Raw genomic sequence first — 21,711 nt, 5'->3', positions numbered from 1 at the left:
TTAAAGGCGTCCAATGCCAAACGATGCTTCCTGCTTTAAATTAGTTACTAGAGTTTGAGGCCAATATGAGCGGTTAAGTAGCTACTCAAAAGCCACGACCATCATACGGCTGAAAGATAAATTTAAGCTGAACCTTGTAAAAAGAGCCGGTTCATACCATCAATAAAATCAGATTTACCGCCATAAGAGGGATGACGGATATAGCGGATATCTTGATCAGGAAACGCTTTTTGTAAACAGTCAGTTCCTTTACGACCTAACCCTGCAATTGCATCGGGTTGGTAAACATCCATCAGCATTTGTAACAGCTCTAAACCTTCTTCTATTTCAGCTTTTAATGGTGCCCTATTCTTTTTTTGAATACGCGAAGGATGCGGATGATAAGGGAACGAATTCCAAAAAAGCGGTACTGTTTCTTGTGAACACAGATAGCGCCATACAATAGAGGCTGTATTCTCAGCAGTAAGCGTATCAGGGTTAAGCTCAATTTTTGGCTTTAACTGCTGCAAAAAAGGATGATCAACCTCATCAAACAACTTGCCACTGGAAAACGGAATCCCAGTTAAACGACCACCTTTAAAACCATAGGCCTCACCCACTAAAAGGATCCTTGGTCCGGATTGCTCAAAAGCCAGTTCAATGTATCGCTTTAGGTTCTCTAATTTGGTTTCATCCCTATATGGATTAAATACAGTCAGAGTGTTTTTACGTTTGCTAAGTTTTTTGTAAAAACTTTCTAGATTAGGCATTTAACAAAGTCACAAGTTTATGCGTTAAAAACATGATCGATACAACGGCTAGACCAAATACGTAAAGCCCCCAATGAATCTGAATTGACGCGACAGCACCGAGCTTTACAGTCACCAACAATACCGCAACCACCATCACATCAAGCATCGCCCAACGACCGTAATCATGCATCAATCCAAGCAATTTACGTTGTTTAGCGGATATTTCATCGCTTGGTGTTGTTAATCTAAATAACAAAAATAACTTAACCAACGGTAGAACTACACTAAAGAGGAAGACCAGAACCGCTAGGATCAGATGCCCTTCAGTTAAAAGGCTATGTACACCGCCAATTACAGAAAAAGAACTCTCGAAGAAATAGAACTTGCTCATCGTCATCATCGGACTAAACAGCCCAACAGCCAGACAGATCGTCGTTAAGATCAAAGCTATTCTGAGCCATAAAGACTGAGATGAAGATAAAGAGTTAAATCTATCCATGAAATGGCCTCAAAACAAAGTGACGCAAGTATACCAATCCATAGCTGTCATAGTGCAAACGAAACATTTCTGAGTGTTGCTTGAATGTGTTTGTTAACCGTGTACTCTCAAGGTTTAGTGTAAAGATGCAGGCTAAATAAAGCCTGTATTTAGCCTGCAACTGAGTCGACGCTAAACCGCCATATCAATCTGCTGTACCGTTCCGACATCACCAGCTTCAGTTAAGTAGAAACCACTGGAGCGGACTCGGCCATTCTCTTGATTATTTTCACCTTTTATATCGAAGGGCGTTTCGGTTGAGCCTAAATAGATCGCTCCTACACCACTATCAGCCAATGATTCTAGGTAATCGCTATCTTCAGTTTTATGCCATACAAGAAGATCGTCGAATATAGAATCACCCTCATCGATATAGTTGTTACCATCCTCGTCATATTGGGCAAGATCGGCAAAGCCATTACCCGTTAAAGCACCAAATAGCTCTGTACCGTCATTAATAATGCCGTCTTCATTCTTATCTAGAGCTAGCATGCCGCTTTCACCGGTAAGATAATTTATGAGTTCTTTATCACCGTCAGCATCAAGATCAAATTCAAACTTCTCATCAGAAAGATCTGCGTGATTGCCTTCAAAGTTAAGGATCAAAGGATCTGTAAATTCTACTACACTGGTCATCTCAAACTCACGTGTAGCTGAGTAGCTCCGCTCCATTTCAAGGTTCAGATCAAACTCTATCTGCTTACCATCAGCCGTAGTCACCATGCCACAGCTATGGAAACTGGAGCACTCATACTCCTCAACGGTTTCGGTCACCTTAAACGACATTTCCATCTTTATAGGTTGTAGTTGCATGGGTATACCGCCTATTCCATCTTCGCTTGGAATAGAATCAGCATCTGGGATCTCTACATCATCGGGAATGTCAGTTTGTATGTGTTTCGGGTTAATAGCATTTAACAGACTTTGCCAAAGCCTCGCTTTGGTAATCTCTCGTTGCTCAGCGATATTTGGCTCGTTGTCTGCAGTTCTAAATTGTAAACCTTGATCAGTTAAGACCAGAACTGAATTACCCTGAAACTGATCATCGCCTTCTGTTGATGGCTGTTGGCCAACAGCAAGAGTACTAAATAAGCTACTTTGCTCTTGGCGAAGAAACGATTTTGCTTCGCTTAACTGCGTAAGAAATGCATTACCCTCACTCCCCCAATCAATCATTTTGGTTTGAGAGCTATATTCCGTTTTCTGATGCTCAGCACTCATATGTACATTACTTGTCTGAATAATCATTGTTCTCTCCTTGCTGATTTTTTGCGTCAATCAACCCCCGCCGTTCTATGAAAAGAAAGCGTGAATCATTTCTTCAGGGCGCAAAAAACCAGTTTTTGTGAATAACAAAAACAAAAAATCGGTTGTTAATACTCAGCGGAAAATATTTGCCTAAACTCAGTGTACGTTAGGCAAAACTCAGCTGTTGTCCGAGCCAAAAGCCAAGACAAATTTTCCGATAAGTAAGCTTGTATTAGGTTATTAAATTAAAAGAGACTTCCTGATGACCACTACCTCCCTTGCTGAAAGCCACGGAATACATAGGCTGGAGGAGAATAGCCCATAATAGCCATCACAAAATCGGGCTGTTTTATGTTCATTTTCAGATCCAACATTACGCGGTTCGCATCGACTAATTACGTTTGAGTAAACTAAGGTTCAGCAAAAAACGGGCCGCTATGACATTGAATATCAAAGGAATTTGAAAGATATAAAAAAAGCCGCTGAATGCGGCTTTAGAAAAGAAGAAAAATGCTCTAATCAAATTTGTAATATTTTTGATTAAGATAAGTTGCAACTGCCGATACCTCATCAGGGAACCAGCCAACATCCAGCATGGTGTTACACATCTCTACCTGAGCTTCTAATCTCGAATAAGTGTGCACTCGACGATTAGGCCTAGTGTATATATCTGAGCTATGACAGGTTTCACAGTTAGCGTCGGTGTACACTTCCCCACTGATCGTTCGTTCCAAAGCAACAGATTCATATAACTCTTTACCCTCTTCAGCATCTGAAGCAGAAGCAATGGGCACATAAGATGTTATTAGAATAACCAGCGCGCTCTGTATTTTGTTAGACATACTTGTTATCACGAAATGCCCCCCTCTCATAAGGATATGCTCTGATACCACTATAAAGCTAAGATTCGCCGGATCAAGGGGTAATCCCCCCGTTGTTTCATCCAGCCTCTAGGGTAATTTCATTTTTACGACCATTACCACTATGAAGCTGATAGACAAGATATAGCAAAACTAAAGCCATTGGGACGAACATAGGTAATACCAATATCAGATTTATAATATTCAAAACAATTTTTGGTTTCTGATAGTAGTTTTTTACTTCATTAATAGCTGTGTATGGCAAAACAACAAAGGATAAAACTAATAAGCACCACGAAACCTTGATAGCAATAGAGTCATCAGAATGTATATCTCCATACCCATCCAATAAATTCAAAGCCACCCCGCCAAGAATCGCCGCGATCACGCCTAATATTATTTCAAATATAAGAACACCAATTAAAAATTTTTGAGTTCCATTCACTTTTACAACCTTCCCTATTCCTTCGATAGACAACTCTAAGTAAAAAACAGCTTAAGATAAGCTATCAATCAAAATAAAACCGAATATTGCTATGTGACCACCGTACATATATCCGCAGACTTTCTTAAAGGATTTAGGCTTTTTAGCACGATAATAGAGAGGCACAATGATTAACAACACAATGCTAACAATCCATCCACCGATAAGGTACAAGAGAATAAAGACTGCACTAAATTCAGTGTAATTATCAAAATCCCAAGTACCAACTCCGTAGGCATAGGAGCCTGAAAGAAGGAAAAACAGACTAAAAATAAAGCTTGAAGCTTTCTTAAAAGACATAAAAACAATCCTTGTTTAACAAATAAATTTACTCTGACCCCATTTATTCCCACCAAAAACGTAATTCAGTAAACGAGAGATGCGCTATTAAAATGGGTAGTAATCAAACAAGCTTCAAGACCAATACCCTTATATCATCATCCAAACAATGGTGATAATTGGGGTCAGAGTAAAATATTCAGCATAAATATTGAGAGGAAGAAATTTAATTTACTCTGACCCCGTTAGGGCTACCCCGTTAGGGCTAACCTATTCAATATTCAATCCGCTATCTTTAACAAAATAGTTAAGCACTAAAACATGATTACAATGCTAACGACTCAACAAGCGCACTACTACCTTTACAACCACCCAAATTAAACTGTGTTGGAGCATTTTTAGAACTGCGACTACTAATCAAATGTAATAGCTTTTTATACTCTTCCACTTCTATTCCCAATAAATCCCAGTTCATATAAACATAATTAGACCCGCATTTATTTGGTTCGGATAACGATAATTTATCCGCATAAACCAACTGATTTTTTTCATCTATATAACCTGCACCAATGTCAATGGAGGTTACGATTCCATTTACAGAATTCGAACCCAATAATTCTTCTTGTAGGGTTAATAACTCATCAATTTGTGTCCCTTCATACCATGTAATACCGGCATATCCGTAAGAATCTGTAACACCAAGCTTTCGGAGTGAACTCATGGACTCTATTAAAGCTCGATTAATCTCAGCCTTTTTATCAATTACCAACTCTTCTATATATCGATTACCTTTTAAGTAATTCAATTCTGCATCGGCACCATCAAAATAGAGACTTTTAATAGTTTTAACTAGTCGTAGCGATTTTAATCCTCCACCAACCGTGTCTCCATAAACCATACCAGAGTCATACAATTTCAAAGAGCCAACCTGTTTATGCTCGGATAGGAATTGATAATTTACCCCTTTCGCTGGCATTTCCAGTTTAGAAATCTCTCCAAACTTGGACAAGAAGGAGTAATCTTCAACATTTATATTTAAAAGCAACTTATTTATTTTTGAAATATCACCTAAACGACTAAAATCGATTGAATCAGGAGCAATAAAACTCAAACTATCTAATTCCTTAATCCTAGATATAGATTCCATTGTAGAATTAAACTTTTTTGGTTTTGAAATAGTAAAACTAGCTTTCATTAAATGCTCGAACTTATCAATTCCTTTTAAATCTATATCTTCAGCATCTATGGATATAACTTTTAGACAAACCAAAGTTTCATAATCAGATATCGATACTGTATCAGATGAAGAAAAAAGCAATAATGCACTAGTGCTATTAACCCAATAATCCTTTCCTTGTATATTTACCTTATCTCCTTTGGTCTCGTGTCCACAATCTGCTGAATGAGCTAAACCAGAAAATATAGCTAACAAGAACAAATAATATTTCATATTAAATTCCTTTTAAATATGTCTATAAAAATCACATGTCGTTAAAATACATGCACCACCAAACCCACATCTATGAAATCGCAGTCATTAACCGATAGGTTCTTTATTAAATGACTAGTAATCAAACAAGTTCCAGACCAATACCCGTGTATCATCATACAAACAGTAGGAGATGGGAGACTTGACCCCATTATTTCTTTGTTGAACCGCTCACACTCTTTTAATATGAGTAAATTTTAGAAACAATTCTTTTTGATTCTTTTTCAATATAATCAATATTTATTTTTTTGCTCGTATAAAATGAATCCCAAAATCCTGGCGTTAGCCCGCTAACACTTTTGCTTCTATCATCCGTATATAGACTATATTCTTTACCATTCCGATCAACAAAAATTAGCTCATAAGGGTCTGAAGAGCTAGCCCCCTTAAATAAAATTTGCACGAATTATTACTCCGTTATTATTTTTTTCCTTGGCATTTTCACTGGATCTGAAAAATTAATTTTCCCTGCATTCTCAACCCGCCAGAACTCTACAAACAATTGACTTCCTCCACCTTTATAATACTGACCTGCTTTTGAAACTTGCGGTGCAACCTCACCAATAAACACTTCTGAACCTTTCTCCATTGTAACTTTTGTATAGTGCGTCATTTCGTTATAAGCACCACGACCAAAATTCTTCAAAGCAAGCAATTGCCTTGCGTCATATCTAGATGTAGGTATTTCCCCAACAGCAACATAAGGACCTGCGCTGTTCGAACCTCCTCCAGAAAACCTATGCCCCTCTATAGATTCAGTTAATTTAATTTTTACTGCTTTATCACCAGTGAAGCCTTGTCCAGGTCTATCAACTACATCGATTATTTCATAAGAACCTTCAGGTAATGAATTTAGGTGTTTTTGTAATGTCGGATCTAAATCTTCATATTTAACTTTGCCCGGACAATCCCCCTTACAACTCGCCAACCCCAAAGGATCAACCCAGCCAGTAGGGTTTGGTACATACTGATAGTTATTTAACCCACCCGCAAGGCCAATGGGATCTATGGTTGTAAACCGTGCACTATAGGGATCGTAATAACGGTGACGGTTGTAATGTAAGCCTGTTTCTAGATCATGATACTGCCCCTGAAAGCGGATTGGGTTTATGACTTCCTCAACTTCCGCTATAGCTAACTGACCGTATGCACGATAGTGTGCAGACCACACTATCTTACCTATCGGTAAGTTCTTGCGGCGTGCCTAGATGATCAAGCTGATAATAGTATGCTTTACTTTCTAGACCACTCCCTTGAACCATCACCATAGGTTTGAAGGTATAGGGCTCATAGATGTAACTGGTATGCTGCTGTGATTGCTCATCAACCTCTGAAACTAATTTGTCGCCTTGCCAAAAGAAGGTGGTCTCAGAAGATGAGGAATTATCAGGAGTACATACTGTTTTGCTGATTCGACGTCCGAATGCATCGTAACGGTATTTAGCTACCGTACCATCAGGCATCTCAGCTTTGATTAACCGATGCTGGTAATCATATTCATAGCAGGTTTTCAGCTTTTGCTGTTTGCCACGGCTTTCTTCTATTAGGTTGCCAAATTCATCATAGCGATAGTGTCTATCGCCTTTAAACTCAACCCGGTTACCTTTAACTATTGTGCTTGGCTGGCCTGTTGTATCTAATAAATTACCGGCAGGATCATGAACTAAGTGCTCCTCCAGAGAACCACTGACCTGCTGTAGTCGATTAAGTGCATCGTAGTGATATTCTTTACTGCCTTTACGGCTGTCTTCTAGGCTAATTAGATTGCCGTTATCACTGTAGCCATAACTTCGTTTGTAGACTTGGTGATGAACCGTTTTGGATGAACCAAGAGCATGTCTTTCACGCTGATTAACGGTATGAGCACTTAATCGCCCTTGATCATCATATTGATAATGAGAAGTTAGCTGCCCTTGTTGGCGGTATTGTTCTCGTCCTAGCTGATGATGATGACGCGTTAGCATTTCACCATTCAGATCTAACTGAGAAGATAATTGGGGTCAGAGTAAATTAAATTTCTACCTATCAATATTTATGCTGAATATTTTACTCTGACCCCAATTATCCTTGGTCCTTTTTACCTCGCTTAACTTCAGCCCTTCGCGCTTGCATAAACAGCTCTTGTGCCTCTGGATCAACTTCCGGTAGATAGTCAGCCTCTCTTGCACAAGTAAAATCAAAAGCCATAACGTAAAGCGGGCAAAAGGCAAGAAAAACAGCTAAAACCAGCCTCATTCAGGCATCTCATTTTGATCCGTTTCCGGGTTATAGCGGCCCATGGTTGGGTGGTAAGGCAACGGATAAAGCTCGGCAATGTTTGGAATACGATAAAGGGGATCTTTGCTAAAAGATGGTAATAAAGCACTGAGCTGAGAACTATATTTTTCATTTTCTTCATATCCCAAACCTCCTGTGCCACCTTCAAAGACACTGGATATAACAACTCCGGAACCGTAATGCCCCCCCAAAAAAGCCAAAAGATAGTAATATGCAGACTTAGGGTAGTTTTCTTCACCGATTTTTAACCACCTAGCATATTCATAGTACCCTATAGTCACATCCTGCTTGGCCGCACACTTGTAATATGCTGATGCTTTGTCATCCTGTTGTTTCTCTAACGGAAGTTGGAAACCATAAAAGTTCCCTAGTCGAATTAACGCATTCGGTTCGCCCATAGAAGCTGCTTTTAACAAATACTGTGCCGAGTCCTTATCGCTGCCAATAACTCCATGGCCTTTTTCTAGCAATACAGCCATATTGTAATAGCCAATAGGCACATTCATATCGACCAGCTTTTGATTGAGCTTAATTGCCTTGCCGCTATCACGCGGAGTACCTTTTCCTTTGAGATAACGCAAAAACAAGTTGTGCATCGCCTTCCAATGGCCTTTATCTGCTGCCAGCTCATACAGCCCGGTGATATTGGCATGGTCCTTTTTGCCGCGTTTAACTTCAGCTCTACGCGTTTGCATAAACAACTCTTGCGCTTCTGGGTCAACTTCCGGTAGGTAATCTGCCTCTCTTGCACAGGTAAAATCAAACGCCATAACGTAAAGCGGGAAAAGTGCTAAAAAAGCAGCTAAAACCAGCCTCATTCAGGCATCTCATTCTGATCAGTTTCTGGATTATAGCGACCCATGGTTGGGTGGTAAGGGAGCGGGTAAAGCTCGGTTATATTGGGAATTCGATATAGTGCATTATTTCGAAAATCGGGTAACAACCCTCGGATTGTTGCACTGTAGGTCTCATTAACCTCATAGCCAAGCCCTCCAATCCCTTTCAAAAAAGCAACATATAAATGCGTTCCTGACATCGTATCCCCCCCCCCAAAAGCCAAGAGAGAGTAATAAGCAGACTTTGGAAAATTCTTTTCAGCAATCAATAGCCACTCTGAATACTCTGCATGAGCTTTCGAACTATCTTGCCTAGCCGCACACTCAAGGTATGTTGCAGCTTTATCATTTTGCTGTTGATCTAAAGGTAGCTGGTAACCATAAAAACGTCCGAGCCTGATTAAAGCATTGGGTTCACCCATTGACGCTGCTTTTAAAAGATACTGAGCGGAATCCTTTTCACTACCCATCACACCATGACCTTTTTCTAGAAGCACGGCCATATTGTAATAGCCAATCGGTACATTCATATCGACTAGCTTTTGATTTAGCTTAATCGCTTTAGTGCTATCTCGTGGAGTTCCTTTACCTTTCAGGTAACGCAAAAACAGGTTATGCATTGCCTTCCAGTGACCTTTATCTGCAGCCAGCTCATACAGCCCGGTGATATTGGCATGGTCCTTTTTACCACGCTTCACTTCAGCCATTCGCGCTTGCATAAACAGCTCTTGTGCCTCGGGATCAACTTCCGGCAGATAATCTGCCTGACGTGCACAGGTAAAATCAAATGCCATTGCCTGCCCTCCTATGGCAAGTAAAAAGAAAAGTGTAATTAATCGACTGCTTCGGCCCATGGTGTCGCGGTATCCCAAAATCGTGTTAGCGAACAAAGCAAAGGTTCACCTTTGTATTCCAAACCCAAATTGATCTTTGCTGTTTTAAACCAGTAATCATAATTTTCAGTAGTATCATTGCTCTTAAATTGCGTATGTAAATTCCACAATTGATCGGTAAACTCTCTAGCTACTTTGGGTCTTGGCCCATGTATACCCAGCTCTGTATCTGATTCCATACTGCGCTGGTTTATATTTGCAGAACTTAACAGGAAGTATTCATCGTCGACTACCAGCAGCTTGCTGTGTATGTAGATATCGCGATAGCGGCAGGTTTTATCGTGGTTTTGGGTGTAGCTCACCAGACTGGTGACTACGGTTTTTAAGCCTTCCTGCTCAAATAGCTCCGGATCGATCTTGTCGTACCCGTGCTTATCCTGTAGCTGCTTTAGCTCTTGTGCCTCTGCTTGATCTAGAGTTTTACCGTCGGCGACTTTTTCGTCAAGTACTTCCATGCGGTTTACTTCATCTTCGTAGGCTTCTAAGCGTTTTTGATCAGCTTCATCTAGACGGATTTCATCTTCAAGCTTAGTGATCTCACTTTTAAGATCATTGATTTTATGATCACGTAATAGTTCACTGAAGTAAGGTACTTGAAAGCCAGTTTGAGGCGCCTGTAGTTTCTGAAGCTCTTCTTGCTTCTCCTTAAGGATGAAGACTCTATCACGCTGAACCTGCGGCATAAGCTGCTCTTGCCCCACCTCATAGAGCATTTCATAGGTACTACTGGAAAATAAGCCTTTTGCAGGTTTATTTGTGATAACAAACCAATATAGATCCTTTTCGGCACCGGCTTCTTGCAGTTGTAAGGCGCGTTCTTTTAATTTAGCGGCAAACGGTTTATATCGAAAATACTGGTTTTCCATAAAAATGAAATCAGCTGCATTTCCCATGGCACGCAGATAAGCTTCTAAGATTGAAAGCTCTTCGCCTTTACCAGGCTTACCATCCGTTGGATGAGTACGCACAATCTGCGCCATTCCTTTGTTTTGCGCAACCTGTAAGTCTATAGGCTTTACCGAAGCTCTTTTTTCGCTCAGACTTTCCTCGAAGCATTTAACCCATAAGCTTGATTGATGGTCCCAAGCGGTACAGAAGTTTTCATTCAGATCCCACAATACTGAGCCATTCACTTCACAAGAAAGGTCTTGCCACGGACCGAAGCCTACATCTCTTCTGAGTTCGTAATAATTATGCGCATCCGTATCCCAATAGTTACGATGGAGGTTGTGCCCCATGACTAGACCACGTGCTTTTTCTTTCAGTTCGTAGTCGGTTAACACCATTTTCTGATGGTGACTAGGCGCAAGGGAGAGTGCTAAAATTTTAAAAATTGAATCCGAATCGGAGCGATTTTGGGATAAACGTTTAAAAATCCGAACACGGTGATAAAGGGCATTCACTATACTGAACGCCGTCGTTTCATATAACGCACTCGGTTGCAGTTTAAAATCCCGAGTACGGAACTCTAATCTAGGGTAGTTGTTGTTTTGGATATCTCTAAACCAGTTTCGTGTATAGATATCATCATCCGCTTCATGCTTAGTTCCACCACTGCCAAAAACAGCATTGCCATAATCGCCTTTACTTAAAAGATCTAGCCTATTCTCCACATCTGATAGTTGTTTACTGTGTTGATCAATCTGTAGCTGAATTTGAGGATCATTTGAAGATTGTAGCTGTTGCAAAAGCCGATCATATTGAACAACCAATCGCTCACGTTCAGACCAAAGGTGCTCCATTTCAGACCTAGCAGCTGAATTATCATTAGATGCACCACTGCTCCCTATAACACCAGACCCTACGGCGGTTCCACCTCGGCCAGAAAGACCATCACCCACAATGGTATTTTCCATGAAGTTGGCTATTTTGTTCTTCCAGATTAAAACACGGACTTCAACTTTATGATCCCGCGCCTTTTCAATCAGGAGATCACCTAAACGCTTGCCATTGGGGCGGGTTAAACGCATCGCGGGGTCAAACCCCCAACTAATAATATCGATCGTTTTAGTCGCGTTTAAAATCGCATCCTCAACCGCAGCAAACGCCTTTTCTCCGTTTATAAGCGGTTGGATATCAACATTGGCTCGGCAAGGATATTTATTCTCATCCGTTGCCCACCAATTGAGTGTAGCTTTAGCCTTGAGCCTATTTTTAGCTAGAGGGAAATCATGATCGGGATGTTTATACTGCGTCATTGTCTGAGTCCCCTGTTGCTTTTTGACCTTGGGCATCTTGTTTACTTTGGCGAAGATAGTTTTCTGGGGCAGCTAAGCCCTCTATCACAGAATCAGAAACAAACTCTCTGTGCCCTTTGTTCTTAGCAAGATATAACTCCTCCTCATCACCTTCTGGGAACGCTTCAACCATGGGAAAATCCAGTTTAATTTCACCAGGCAGTTCCAACATAAAGCTTTGCGTCCCCGGAGGAGCTAAAGCCGTTACGATTCCCCTTCTGTTGGTCAAACCTTCTTCGATCATTGTGCCATCACGGTAGAGCTTATAGGGCATCCCCTCATAGGCACGGCTTTCGGTTGTTGGTGCCACAGAGAGCTGAACCGTTGGAATATATTCTTCAGGCTCCAAAAGCTCCGTAACACCCGGTTGATGAACAGGTGCAATCGGGGCCGTGAGCGTTGGTTTATTTAATGGTTGTGGTGGTTTTGGGTTGGCACGTTTACCACTACCCCCACCTCCCATATTCAAGGTGACTTGAGGGCCTTTAAAGGTGACACCTCCGGGGTTGATGGTGACTAAGCTGCCACCGGCTTTGAACGAGATCTCTACCCCCGCTTCTAAAGCGTGCTTTACACCAGTGGTGAAATGCAGCTCTTCGCCCGCATAGGTATATTGATTCTTGGCGACTTTAAGTTGGTGGTCCTGACCGATGATCAGGTGCATATCGCCATTTACGCGGCGGCTATATCGTTGTTGAGTTTTGACATGTTCATCACCTTTGATATGGCGATATTCGTTACTCTCAACGATTTTGTGGTGTTCGTTACCTACCCACTCTTTGTGATCGTTTCGGGTCACCTGCTCCATATCTTTTTCGGCATGGGTGAAGATCTGTTCTTCACCCTTTTTGTCTTCGATACGGATCTCATTAAAACCATCTCCGCCCTTGGTGGAGTTGGTTTTAATCGTGCTCTTGGTTTTGTTATCGGGCAGCGGATAAGGTGAACGGTTTAAACCGTGATACAAACGGCCAGTGACGATCGGACGATCGGGATTACCTTCTAGGAAATCGATCAGTACCTCTTCGCCAATACGAGGAATAAACATACTGCCACGTTGATTACCGGCAAAAAGCTGGCTCACTCGCATCCAGCAGGAGCTGTGCTCGTCTCGTTGACCGATGCGATCCCAGTGAAACTGTACTTTGATCTGACCGTACTGATCGGTATAGATCTCTTCACCTTCAGGGCCACACACAATCGCGGTTTGGCAGCCGTGAACAATGGGTACAGCCGTGGTGATCGGTGCACGGTAAGGCACATCAAATGGAATCGCTTTAATTCTATTGCTGTAGGAAGAGCCTTCTGTCGTTGCACCTTGCTCTAACACTTGAGGCTGCGCGCATTTATGCTCTATCTGAGTAATATAATACTCAGCATTAAGCTCATCTCTTTCGTGCTCATCTAAGGTGAAACTGAAACCTGGAATTAGACGATTAACATCACTCTCAGCAACCGCTATCTTTCTTTCTGCATTAATGGATTGCAAAAGCACTTGGGCATACTGATCGCCAATATCAGTCGTTTGGAATCGTCCCGGATAGGTATAAACCTCCAACATCTCATCCAATTCTGCTTGCTTGTATGATTCCAGCTTCAACTTTGGCCGTGTGAAATCGTAGTCTCTAATCTGGCTTCTGCCTGACACGACCTCCTCGGTGTAATCAAAGCGAAAGATATGCTGTTCCCGCAATGCACCTTGAGCATCATGGAAATAAGGGATTACCGCTTCATTTGGAATAGGTAGATGAGACGCCGAGCTATCGCTAAAGATAATGCGATGCAGAGATTCTTCATGCTCAAAGTGGTAGTGAATACCTTCTTCTTCCAATAGACGCTGAATAAAATGAAGTTCGGTTTCATTGTACTGAACACAGTATTCACGCGCCGGATGAGGCTCTTGCAGCTTAAATTCAAACTCATCGCTTGAGAAACCAGCCTCTTCGAGTAACGTGGTTACAATCTCTTGGGTGGTTTGTTGCTGAAAGATTCGACAACCTGATCGGAGGTTAAGTAGTTCGGTTTTAGGCTCGACAACAAAATGATAGGTCGATTGGCGTAGGTTAGTTTCTTCGAGCTCTGCTTCTGTGACGATACCGTGAATGTAACGGGTATAAGGCTCCCCGGCATTGGTCTGATCATGAAGGGTAATTAAACCGGTTTGACCTAGCGTTGGTGTTAGCTCAATGTCAGGGTATTTAGAAACCACTTCCACTTCAAAACGAAAGCTTTGAGATAAAGTTTCTTTTCCTGACATTCTGACGAGGTGAAATTCATCACCTGCGCCATGCGCTTCAAAGAAAAAACGTTCTTCGTTTGATTTTAAAAACACGTTTAGATCGTCCCTGTTCTGTAACAACCATGATCAAATCAATGAGTTAATTCTTAACTCTCAGTCTGTAGATAAAGCAATAGCTATGCCAGTGAAAGGTAAACTGACTACCTCCCCTAACTAGTGACAAGCCATTGGATTTTCCCGCAGGTTATAGCGGCTTAATTTTTCAACCAGAGATCGTCTCGAAACCCCTAAGGCTTTAGCTGTACGAGTCTGATTACCTTTATGGGCTTGTAACTTGTCCGCAATCACTTTGGCTTCAAGGCGTTGCATAGTGTCTTTTAAACTATCGCCTTCAAGACAGAACACATCCGGCTGTGGAACCGCTTGGCGTTTGCTTCGAATCATTTCATCTGGAAGGTGTATTAACTCAATCACACCATCATCCGGCGCTAATAAAACCGCACGTTCGATGATGTTACGCAGTTCTCGGATATTCCCAGGTAATGGTTGAGCTTGGATTACATCCAAAACTGCAGGCTTTATACCTGAAATAGACTTGTTGTATTGCTCCGCAATATGTCCAACAAAGTAATGAACCAGTGCTGGTATATCTTCTCTGCGATCTTTTAACGCTGGAAGATCAATTGGGAATACATTTAAGCGATAGTAAAGGTCTTCACGAAACTCACCTTTATCAATAAGCTCGGCCAGATTTTGATGGGTAGCAGCAATGACGCGAATATCGACTTTAACAGGGTGCAATGCACCTAGCGGCCTTACCTCTCGCTCCTGTAAAACCCTTAATAGTTTAGTTTGTAACTTAAGCGGCATATCGCCGATTTCATCAAGGAAAAGCGTACCACCATTGGCTAGTTCGATGAGGCCTTTTTTATCGCTAGAAGCACCACTGAAAGCCCCTTTCTTGTAACCGAATAATTCAGACTCGAGCAGTTCTTCTGGTAACGCAGCACAGTTTTGAGCAACAAAGGGCTGTTTACTTCTCTGCGCGCTATTACGATGTATACAAGACGCTATGAGCTCTTTACCCGTACCAGTTTCACCACGAATAAAGACCGTTGCATTGGTGCTTACGATCTTCTCCATCAAGTTAAATACCTTGCGCATTTCGGGGGAATCGCCAATGATATTGTCGACTTTTAACGTGCCGCCCATGCTCGCTTTAAGCTGTTGGTTTTCGATCTCCAATACCTGTTTAGCTTTATCTAATTGCTCAATCAGAACACGATTGTCTGCAAGTAAACGAGTATTTTCTGCAACCACAACGGCTTGAGCGGCAAAAGCTTTAACTAAGCCTTCGATCTGGTCAGGGAACGCTTCAACTTCACCATTTTCATCAACCCGGCGGTTATAGAGCTTCATAACCCCTAAGCTGACACCTTCAAAATCGGTTAAAGGCACCACCAGCATCGAATTAGTTTTTCGCTCTGCCAACTTATCTAAGCGGTACAACTCAGAAAAATCGAAACCACTGTATTGGTAAGCGTCGGCAATGTTTACGATCTGACCTGATAGTGCTGCCCAAGAAACCACATCCGTATGACCAGAGCGCTGATCTATATGTAGATCAACCGGTTTTAGTTCATTACTGACCTTGGCTAAACACTCACCTTGAGTCACTTCTGGAATTAAATAGCGTTTTTTACGATCCAGAATATAAACGCAGCCCGCTTCAGCAGCGGTCAGTTTGCGCGCGGCTGTAAGAATCTTATCAAGCAGACGCTTAACATCCTTTTCACGTGTTATTGAAAGGTTAATCTGTACTAGCTCTTCTAGCGCTAATACAGAATCTTCAATTGAGTAATCCATTACTGCGTTTGACCTTCTCTAAAATTGAGTACAAACCCACCGTCTTCATTTAGATCCAAATCAAGATGGGTATAGCGGGATTCTTCATTCATATTCTCAAGTAGCTCGGTCGCTAATTGAGGAAGTAAAGATCCATTAATGATGTGATCGATATTACGCGCACCGCTTTCAACCTCCTTGCAACGCGCTGCAATCGTTTCAACCACGGCATCGCTATAGGTCATCTCCAGTTTCTGACTGTCCGCAACACGGCTCACAACCTTGTTCAATTTCAGACGGACAATATCCGACATAACAGAAGCATCGATCGTATAGAAAGGTACGATTTGCATACGAGCTAATAACGCAGGCTTGAAGTGTTTACTTAAAACAGGGCGTATCGCAGCGATAAGCTCTTCAGGATCTGGACGTTTACCATCGCTGCACATATCGGTGATGATGTCTGTCGCTAGATTTGATGTAAGGAAAACGGCTGTATTTCTGAAGTTAACTAACTGCCCTTCACCATCAGAAAGCATGCCTTTATCAAACACCTGATAGAACAGATTCATTACTTCTAGATCAGCTTTTTCAACTTCATCTAAAAGCACTAATGAATAGGGTTTTTGACGCACCGCTTCTGTTAATACGCCACCTTCCCCAAATCCGACGTAGCCTGGAGGTGAGCCAATTAGGCGTGAAACAGTGTGCTTCTCTTGGAACTCGGACATATTGATGGTTGTTAAAAAGCGTTCACCGCCAAACAACATATCAGCCACACCTAGGGCCATCTCGGTTTTACCGACACCACTTGGCCCCACTAACAGGAACACACCCATCGGTGTTTCTGGATTATTAACACCGGCTTTAGCTGCACGTACACCACGATCAATCGCCGCAACGGCATGATCTTGACCGCGGATACGCTGTTTCAAATTATCTGCAAGTGTTAAAACTGAAGCGGCTTCATCGCGCACCATTTTACCCAGAGGAATGCCAGTCCAGTCTGCAATAACTCTACCTACAACATCCGGCGAAACCTCATAATGGATCAGAGGCGTATCACCCTGAATTTCAGCTAATTGATCTAGATCTTTACGGATCTGCTGTTTAATCTGATTTTCATCAATGGGTTGACTGATCTCTTCATCAGATTGTCCCAAATGTGCTTGAGCTAAGAGCTGACGTTGATCAAGGATGCGTTCTACCACCTCTTTCTCTTTCTGCCACTGATTATTGAGAACGGCTAGTTCTGTCATGGACTGATCTAGCTGTTTATCCAAGGCTTCAAGCTGCCCTTCATTAGCGATTACATCAGAAGCAATATCTCGCTCTAGTGCAGCTCTTTCACGCTGTAATGTTTGGATTCGACGATCGGCATCTTCGACCCCATCAGGAACGGAGGAGATACTAATTTTTACCCGCGCTGCCGCTGTATCTAATACATCAACAGCTTTGTCTGGCAGTTGTCGACCCGAAATATAACGAGAAGATAAGCTTGCAGCTGCTTCTACAGCATCGTCCCTTACATATACGCCATGGGCTGCTTCGTAAGTCTCACGTAGGCCACGAATAATCGTTACAGCCTGATCAACACTTGGCTCATCTAGTTTCACCAACTGGAATCGACGTGCCAATGCCGGGTCTTTTTCAAAATACTTTTTATATTCGGACCAAGTCGTTGCTGCTACTGTACGTAACTCACCACGCGCTAGTGCAGGCTTCAAAAGGTTTGCAGCATCACCACTACCTGCAGCACCGCCAGCGCCAATCAGGGTATGCGCCTCATCGATAAATAAAATGATAGGTGTAGGTGATTCTTTTACCGCAGTAATGACACCGTTTAGGCGGTTTTCAAATTCACCTTTTACACTGGCACCCGCTTGCAACAAGCCAAGGTCTAAACCATATAGCTCAACATTTGCGAGTACATCAGGTACTTCACCTTGAGCAATCTTGAGTGCCAACCCTTCTACAACCGCTGTTTTACCAACACCTGCATCACCAACGCAGATTGGGTTGTTTTTACGGCGACGACCAAGGATATCGATCATCTGGCGGATCTCGACATCTCGACAAAATACAGGGTCAATCAAGCCTTCACGGGCACGTGCTGTAAAATGCGTACAGAATTTCTGCAACGGCCCCATATCGACATCTGACGGCTGTGCGCTTGGCTCTGCTTTAGTTGCCTGCTGCGCAATATGCTCTGGTGATTCAGAAACTATCTGGTCGTAATTTCCTAACAGATCATCAAATGAAACATCTGAAAAATGATCGCAATAGCTGGCCATGCCATGACGGCGTTGGTTAGACAGAATCGCCAATACCAATACACCACTGCGAATTTCGGAATCGTTCCTTTCTAGAGAAGAGATTAACCATGCATCCTCAAATAAACCCATTAAGGTACGTGAGAACACAGGTTTACCGGTGTTACCTTTGTTGTCCGCTTCTACTGCATGTTGAAGATCACGAACAAAGTGCATGACATTAATGTTGTAGTGGACTAGCACCTGTGCCAGGTCGTTATCATCCTCAAGCAGTTTAAGTAAAAAATGCTCAACACTGATCTCATAAGCACCGTTAGATACAGCTAAACCCGCTGCAGCTTCTAAAGCGCGCGTGCAGTTTTTATTTAAACGCCCCATGAGGGATTTCATTTTTATATTGTCCATTTGTCCTTCTCCGAAATAAGCCGAGCTAATGGCTTAAATATCCGTTTGTCCTTTGTGATGAGGCGTAAAGAAAACACTTTGGTCTTCACCGTTAGTTTTGCCTAACCAGCCTACCCAACCCAACTTGGGCGTATGCGCTGTACCTAGCCCAAAGGCTGGTACTGCATCACCTTTTAAAATCAGTTCAATATCGAAACAGAGTTGCTCTGGCATTAGCACATCGATCAACTCCAGTAACGCTTTATGGCTTTTTCCATCCGGCAAGAAATTCTCGAAAGATGAGAAATCGAGTGGCCCAATACACACTCTAAATTTGCCGCAATAGTCTTTAATTCTTTTACCTAAACAGAGGTCCTCGCCCAGTGTCATATTGGCTCTACCCAATCTATTTCTCTGGTCTTGCGGAATATTTGCCCAACGCTCAACATACTCTTTAACGCGCACAGGAACGTGACCAAAATAACCACTGATTACAGCTGTCATCACACTGACTGAGCCAGAATTCATCCCTATAACACCGGCATAGCCTAATAAACGCGGCCAGTTTATTGCTGACGCTTCTCTTGCTTGCTTATTAGGTGCGCCCATCAGGGCAAATAGACCTTGCGAAAATGGGTCTTCCGCCTGTTTTTGGTATTGCATACCTGGTTGGTATTTAGACCAACCGCGATAAAGTAACGATGTGAAACGGTGATTAAACAGATCGAGAAAATCTCTCTGCCTTGCTGCGGGCGCATCGTATAGCTGGAGTAACATATCCCCATGCTTGAACGCTTGGTAATCCGCTTTGCCTAAAATATCTTGCAGCGATTCAATACCACGTAAGCGCTCTAATTCGCTTTCTTTAAACTCCCGTGCCGAAAACGCACCTGTTTTAACCTGCTTTTTTATTTCCGATGCTTCATTAAGCAGACTAGAGATGTCTAAGCGGTAATCCCTTAAGCGTTGAAGCTGTTCTTCTCTTTTAATGAAGTAGGTTTGATGATCCTGAGTCTCTACCCTCATCTGTTCGGCGATGATGCTCTCAGTCACATAAACAGGCATTGGAGATGCAGCACCGTACAACCCCATAAAATTGGACTCGAGCACCGGCTTACCACTTTGATCTCGACGTGCTTTAGCAATATCGCTGCTAGCAAATGCAAGGGTTGGATGCCCAGCGAAACGAACCCGCTCATTGGCAACAGAACCTTGATAACCTACTTTAACCGGCGCGTTATTTTCGAGTAAGCGCACAGCCTGATAGAAATCAAACTGATGCGGTTCTCGAATTAACGCTTGTTCTAAAGGAGAGTTTTCGTACCCGGCTGTATCTTCCACTGATACACCTCCCCATTTTCAAGCCCTTCGACAACCAACTGATGGTGCGAATTAATTGGTGCGTATTGAGCAAAGAATCCACTCAAGACAGAAGCAAACAGAAACATACTACTTTCACCTTGTATGCCTTTTGCCCCAAATTTGCTTTCACGCATTCTCATCGAGGTCTGCAACGCTCTTACAGGTAGCCCTTTGGAAATACGATCAATTGTTTCTGTCTCAATACTGACGATGCCATCCTGTAACTGCTTGCTCGCTCTTTCTGCTTGACGATCAAACATCGCTCTAAGGTCATAACTTGCAAGCAGTGTTTTCAATGAATCTAGATTCGCTAAAGGTCGATAGTGAAGCGCCAAATTCGCAATCACTTGCCAATGCAAACCCTCTCTGACTGGGGGCGGCAGTGCATTGGTTACACGCGTAATGTTTTTAAAGGTGACAAATTCTGGGGAATTCGATGTGGGATAGATCACATCACCAGCGCGCAGCGTTTCTGGCAATTTACGGTTAGTGCAGGTCAGCTCCAAAGATACCGTTTCTGTTACCGGTAAGGCTTTGTGATTATCAAGATCTACAAAGCGTAAATAGTTATCAACGCCTGTTTGTAAAGTTGAGATTTTACGATGCTGCGTATAATAGATCTGACGTTGCTGTTCACTTTGTTGCAGTTCGTGTTCAAAGCTCTCGAAAGGCTTATATTCATAGATATCACTGCGACCACGCTGCTTACCTAGCACATCATCAATGCTATATAGCTCTATATGATCTTGATGTTGGTAGTCAGGCCTTACCAAATACTCCAATTTGCGCTGATCTACCTTAATCGGGTCGGCATCATGCGAAAACAAGTTGATAATTGGCGTACAAAAGAGACGAATATGATTCTGCTTAACGCGTAATTGCGAATCGAATTGACGATTGAAGTTAAAATGAAGCGAAAAGCTTTCAACCATAGGGTCAGCTAGCGCTGGTACATCCGTATTGATATCAACGAATAGGAACTTTTCTGGTAGAGCGAAAAACTCTTGAAGATATCGATAACCTTCAAAAGAACGGTTTGTATAAGGAAGTAAGGCTTCATCTTCTGCAAAACCCACTGGTGAAACAGGCTGTGGGCCTAAGCCGTGGCGCGTACTTTCTCGTCCATCGCGATAATTAACTTCAACGGTTACTTTATCTAAATAGCGAAACAACCATAGATAAAGCGCCTGACTGATATGAGTTTCTCTATCACCATGTAGAAACAAACGCAGTTTCTTAAGGGACATAGTTTCTGCAGTCGCTGTCGTTTCTAGATCGAATTTGATGGCCATCTCTGTACCATCGCTATTCGCAGTCGTGGTTAAATCAGTTAACGATATTGGATAGATATCTACGTCATAGCAGGTTTTAAACTCACAAGCAGTCCCTTCGACTTCAACGCTTTTAACAAGCTCTCCTCGTTCAACTCTTTTCCCTTCCGTCAAAGCACTGGCGACAGGTTTATACTCCAAAATACTCATTGAAGGTAAAGGACGGAGGTAATGGGGCCAAAGTAGATTAGCTAGCGAATGTGTAATTTCTGGAAGTTCATCATCGAGTTTCTGTCTAAGGCGACCTGTTAAAAAGGCTACCCCTTCAAAGAGGCGCTCTACATCAGGATCGCTACCTTCTTCTGAAAGGTATTTTGATAAACCTGGATTAAGACGTGAAAACTCTACCCCTAATTCACGGAGGTATGAAAGTTCATCCTGATAATACTTGTTAAATGCCATTCA

General features: G+C 42.3%; 19 protein-coding genes. All 19 read right to left on the bottom strand.

Annotated features, from left to right (window positions below):
* Positions 1–122 precede the first annotated feature (122 nt).
* Positions 123–749, bottom strand: a complete 627-nt coding sequence (locus tag ACMXYP_RS07905; RefSeq protein ID WP_415884467.1) for a uracil-DNA glycosylase — start codon at positions 747–749, stop codon at positions 123–125.
* Positions 742–1,230 carry a paraquat-inducible protein A gene (locus tag ACMXYP_RS07900; RefSeq protein ID WP_415884466.1) on the bottom strand — a complete coding sequence of 163 codons (489 nt, stop codon included), beginning with the start codon at positions 1,228–1,230 and terminating at the stop codon, positions 742–744. Before ACMXYP_RS07900 ends, ACMXYP_RS07905 begins: the two co-directional genes overlap by 8 nt.
* 171 nt (positions 1,231–1,401) lie before the next feature.
* The gene (locus ACMXYP_RS07895) at positions 1,402–2,517 is read right to left on the bottom strand and encodes a hypothetical protein (RefSeq protein WP_415884465.1); all 1,116 of its coding nucleotides are present in this window, start codon (positions 2,515–2,517) and stop codon (positions 1,402–1,404) included.
* Positions 2,518–3,032: 515 nt separating this feature from the next.
* Positions 3,033–3,359 carry a hypothetical protein gene (locus tag ACMXYP_RS07890; RefSeq protein WP_415884464.1) on the bottom strand — a complete coding sequence of 109 codons (327 nt, stop codon included), beginning with the start codon at positions 3,357–3,359 and terminating at the stop codon, positions 3,033–3,035.
* Between the two features lie 97 nt (positions 3,360–3,456).
* Positions 3,457–3,822, bottom strand: a complete 366-nt coding sequence (locus tag ACMXYP_RS07885) for a hypothetical protein (RefSeq protein ID WP_415884463.1) — start codon at positions 3,820–3,822, stop codon at positions 3,457–3,459.
* Positions 3,823–3,873: 51 nt separating this feature from the next.
* Positions 3,874–4,161, bottom strand: coding sequence for a hypothetical protein (locus ACMXYP_RS07880; RefSeq protein WP_415884462.1), 288 nt, complete (start codon positions 4,159–4,161; stop codon positions 3,874–3,876).
* A gap of 304 nt (positions 4,162–4,465) precedes the next feature.
* Positions 4,466–5,590 carry a hypothetical protein gene (locus ACMXYP_RS07875; protein WP_415884461.1) on the bottom strand — a complete coding sequence of 375 codons (1,125 nt, stop codon included), beginning with the start codon at positions 5,588–5,590 and terminating at the stop codon, positions 4,466–4,468.
* Positions 5,591–5,810: 220 nt separating this feature from the next.
* A complete protein-coding gene (locus tag ACMXYP_RS07870; protein WP_415884460.1) occupies positions 5,811–6,032 on the bottom strand; it encodes a hypothetical protein in 222 nt (73 codons plus the stop codon).
* A 6-nt stretch (positions 6,033–6,038) separates the two neighbouring features.
* On the bottom strand, positions 6,039–6,800 hold the full coding sequence (locus tag ACMXYP_RS07865; RefSeq protein ID WP_415884459.1) for an RHS repeat-associated core domain-containing protein: 762 nt from the start codon (positions 6,798–6,800) through the stop codon (positions 6,039–6,041).
* Positions 6,801–6,804: 4 nt separating this feature from the next.
* Positions 6,805–7,593, bottom strand: coding sequence for a hypothetical protein (locus ACMXYP_RS07860; protein WP_415884458.1), 789 nt, complete (start codon positions 7,591–7,593; stop codon positions 6,805–6,807).
* Between the two features lie 97 nt (positions 7,594–7,690).
* Positions 7,691–7,864 carry a hypothetical protein gene (locus tag ACMXYP_RS07855; RefSeq protein WP_415884457.1) on the bottom strand — a complete coding sequence of 58 codons (174 nt, stop codon included), beginning with the start codon at positions 7,862–7,864 and terminating at the stop codon, positions 7,691–7,693.
* Entirely contained in the window at positions 7,861–8,724 is an 864-nt protein-coding gene (locus tag ACMXYP_RS07850) for a tetratricopeptide repeat protein (RefSeq protein ID WP_415884456.1), read from the bottom strand. The genes ACMXYP_RS07855 and ACMXYP_RS07850 overlap by 4 nt, the downstream gene beginning before the upstream one ends.
* The gene (locus ACMXYP_RS07845) at positions 8,721–9,536 is read right to left on the bottom strand and encodes a tetratricopeptide repeat protein (RefSeq protein WP_415884455.1); all 816 of its coding nucleotides are present in this window, start codon (positions 9,534–9,536) and stop codon (positions 8,721–8,723) included. Before ACMXYP_RS07845 ends, ACMXYP_RS07850 begins: the two co-directional genes overlap by 4 nt.
* A 38-nt stretch (positions 9,537–9,574) precedes the next feature.
* Entirely contained in the window at positions 9,575–11,833 is a 2,259-nt protein-coding gene (locus ACMXYP_RS07840) for a phospholipase D-like domain-containing protein (RefSeq protein WP_415884454.1), read from the bottom strand.
* Positions 11,820–14,204, bottom strand: a complete 2,385-nt coding sequence (locus ACMXYP_RS07835; protein WP_415884453.1) for a type VI secretion system Vgr family protein — start codon at positions 14,202–14,204, stop codon at positions 11,820–11,822. The genes ACMXYP_RS07840 and ACMXYP_RS07835 overlap by 14 nt, the downstream gene beginning before the upstream one ends.
* A gap of 120 nt (positions 14,205–14,324) precedes the next feature.
* Positions 14,325–15,977 (bottom strand): sigma 54-interacting transcriptional regulator, encoded by a 1,653-nt coding sequence (locus ACMXYP_RS07830; protein ID WP_415884452.1) that lies wholly within the window; start codon positions 15,975–15,977, stop codon positions 14,325–14,327.
* A complete protein-coding gene (gene tssH / locus ACMXYP_RS07825; protein WP_415884451.1) occupies positions 15,977–18,634 on the bottom strand; it encodes a type VI secretion system ATPase TssH in 2,658 nt (885 codons plus the stop codon). The genes ACMXYP_RS07830 and tssH overlap by 1 nt, the downstream gene beginning before the upstream one ends.
* Before the next feature lie 33 nt (positions 18,635–18,667).
* Positions 18,668–19,954 carry a type VI secretion system baseplate subunit TssG gene (gene tssG, locus ACMXYP_RS07820; protein ID WP_415884450.1) on the bottom strand — a complete coding sequence of 429 codons (1,287 nt, stop codon included), beginning with the start codon at positions 19,952–19,954 and terminating at the stop codon, positions 18,668–18,670.
* Positions 19,918–21,708, bottom strand: coding sequence for a type VI secretion system baseplate subunit TssF (gene tssF / locus ACMXYP_RS07815; RefSeq protein ID WP_415884449.1), 1,791 nt, complete (start codon positions 21,706–21,708; stop codon positions 19,918–19,920). The genes tssG and tssF overlap by 37 nt, the downstream gene beginning before the upstream one ends.
* Between the last annotated feature and the right edge of the window lie 3 nt (positions 21,709–21,711).

Origin of the sequence: Neptuniibacter sp. QD34_54, from assembly GCF_047778055.1 — a bacterium.
Classification (GTDB): Bacteria; Pseudomonadota; Gammaproteobacteria; order Pseudomonadales; family Balneatricaceae; genus Neptuniibacter.
This window is presented reverse-complemented; position numbering and strand designations above follow the sequence as displayed.

Coding starts and splice junctions, on each gene's coding strand:
- ACMXYP_RS07905 (WP_415884467.1), bottom strand. CDS start 749: ATGCCTAATCTAGAAAGTTTTTACAAAAAACTTAGCAAACGTAAAAAC.
- ACMXYP_RS07900 (WP_415884466.1), bottom strand. CDS start 1,230: ATGGATAGATTTAACTCTTTATCTTCATCTCAGTCTTTATGGCTCAGA.
- ACMXYP_RS07895 (WP_415884465.1), bottom strand. CDS start 2,517: ATGATTATTCAGACAAGTAATGTACATATGAGTGCTGAGCATCAGAAA.
- ACMXYP_RS07890 (WP_415884464.1), bottom strand. CDS start 3,359: ATGTCTAACAAAATACAGAGCGCGCTGGTTATTCTAATAACATCTTAT.
- ACMXYP_RS07880 (WP_415884462.1), bottom strand. CDS start 4,161: ATGTCTTTTAAGAAAGCTTCAAGCTTTATTTTTAGTCTGTTTTTCCTT.
- ACMXYP_RS07875 (WP_415884461.1), bottom strand. CDS start 5,590: ATGAAATATTATTTGTTCTTGTTAGCTATATTTTCTGGTTTAGCTCAT.
- ACMXYP_RS07860 (WP_415884458.1), bottom strand. CDS start 7,593: ATGCTAACGCGTCATCATCATCAGCTAGGACGAGAACAATACCGCCAA.
- ACMXYP_RS07855 (WP_415884457.1), bottom strand. CDS start 7,864: ATGAGGCTGGTTTTAGCTGTTTTTCTTGCCTTTTGCCCGCTTTACGTT.
- ACMXYP_RS07850 (WP_415884456.1), bottom strand. CDS start 8,724: ATGAGGCTGGTTTTAGCTGCTTTTTTAGCACTTTTCCCGCTTTACGTT.
- ACMXYP_RS07845 (WP_415884455.1), bottom strand. CDS start 9,536: ATGGCATTTGATTTTACCTGTGCACGTCAGGCAGATTATCTGCCGGAA.
- ACMXYP_RS07840 (WP_415884454.1), bottom strand. CDS start 11,833: ATGACGCAGTATAAACATCCCGATCATGATTTCCCTCTAGCTAAAAAT.
- ACMXYP_RS07830 (WP_415884452.1), bottom strand. CDS start 15,977: ATGGATTACTCAATTGAAGATTCTGTATTAGCGCTAGAAGAGCTAGTA.
- tssH (WP_415884451.1), bottom strand. CDS start 18,634: ATGGACAATATAAAAATGAAATCCCTCATGGGGCGTTTAAATAAAAAC.
- tssF (WP_415884449.1), bottom strand. CDS start 21,708: ATGGCATTTAACAAGTATTATCAGGATGAACTTTCATACCTCCGTGAA.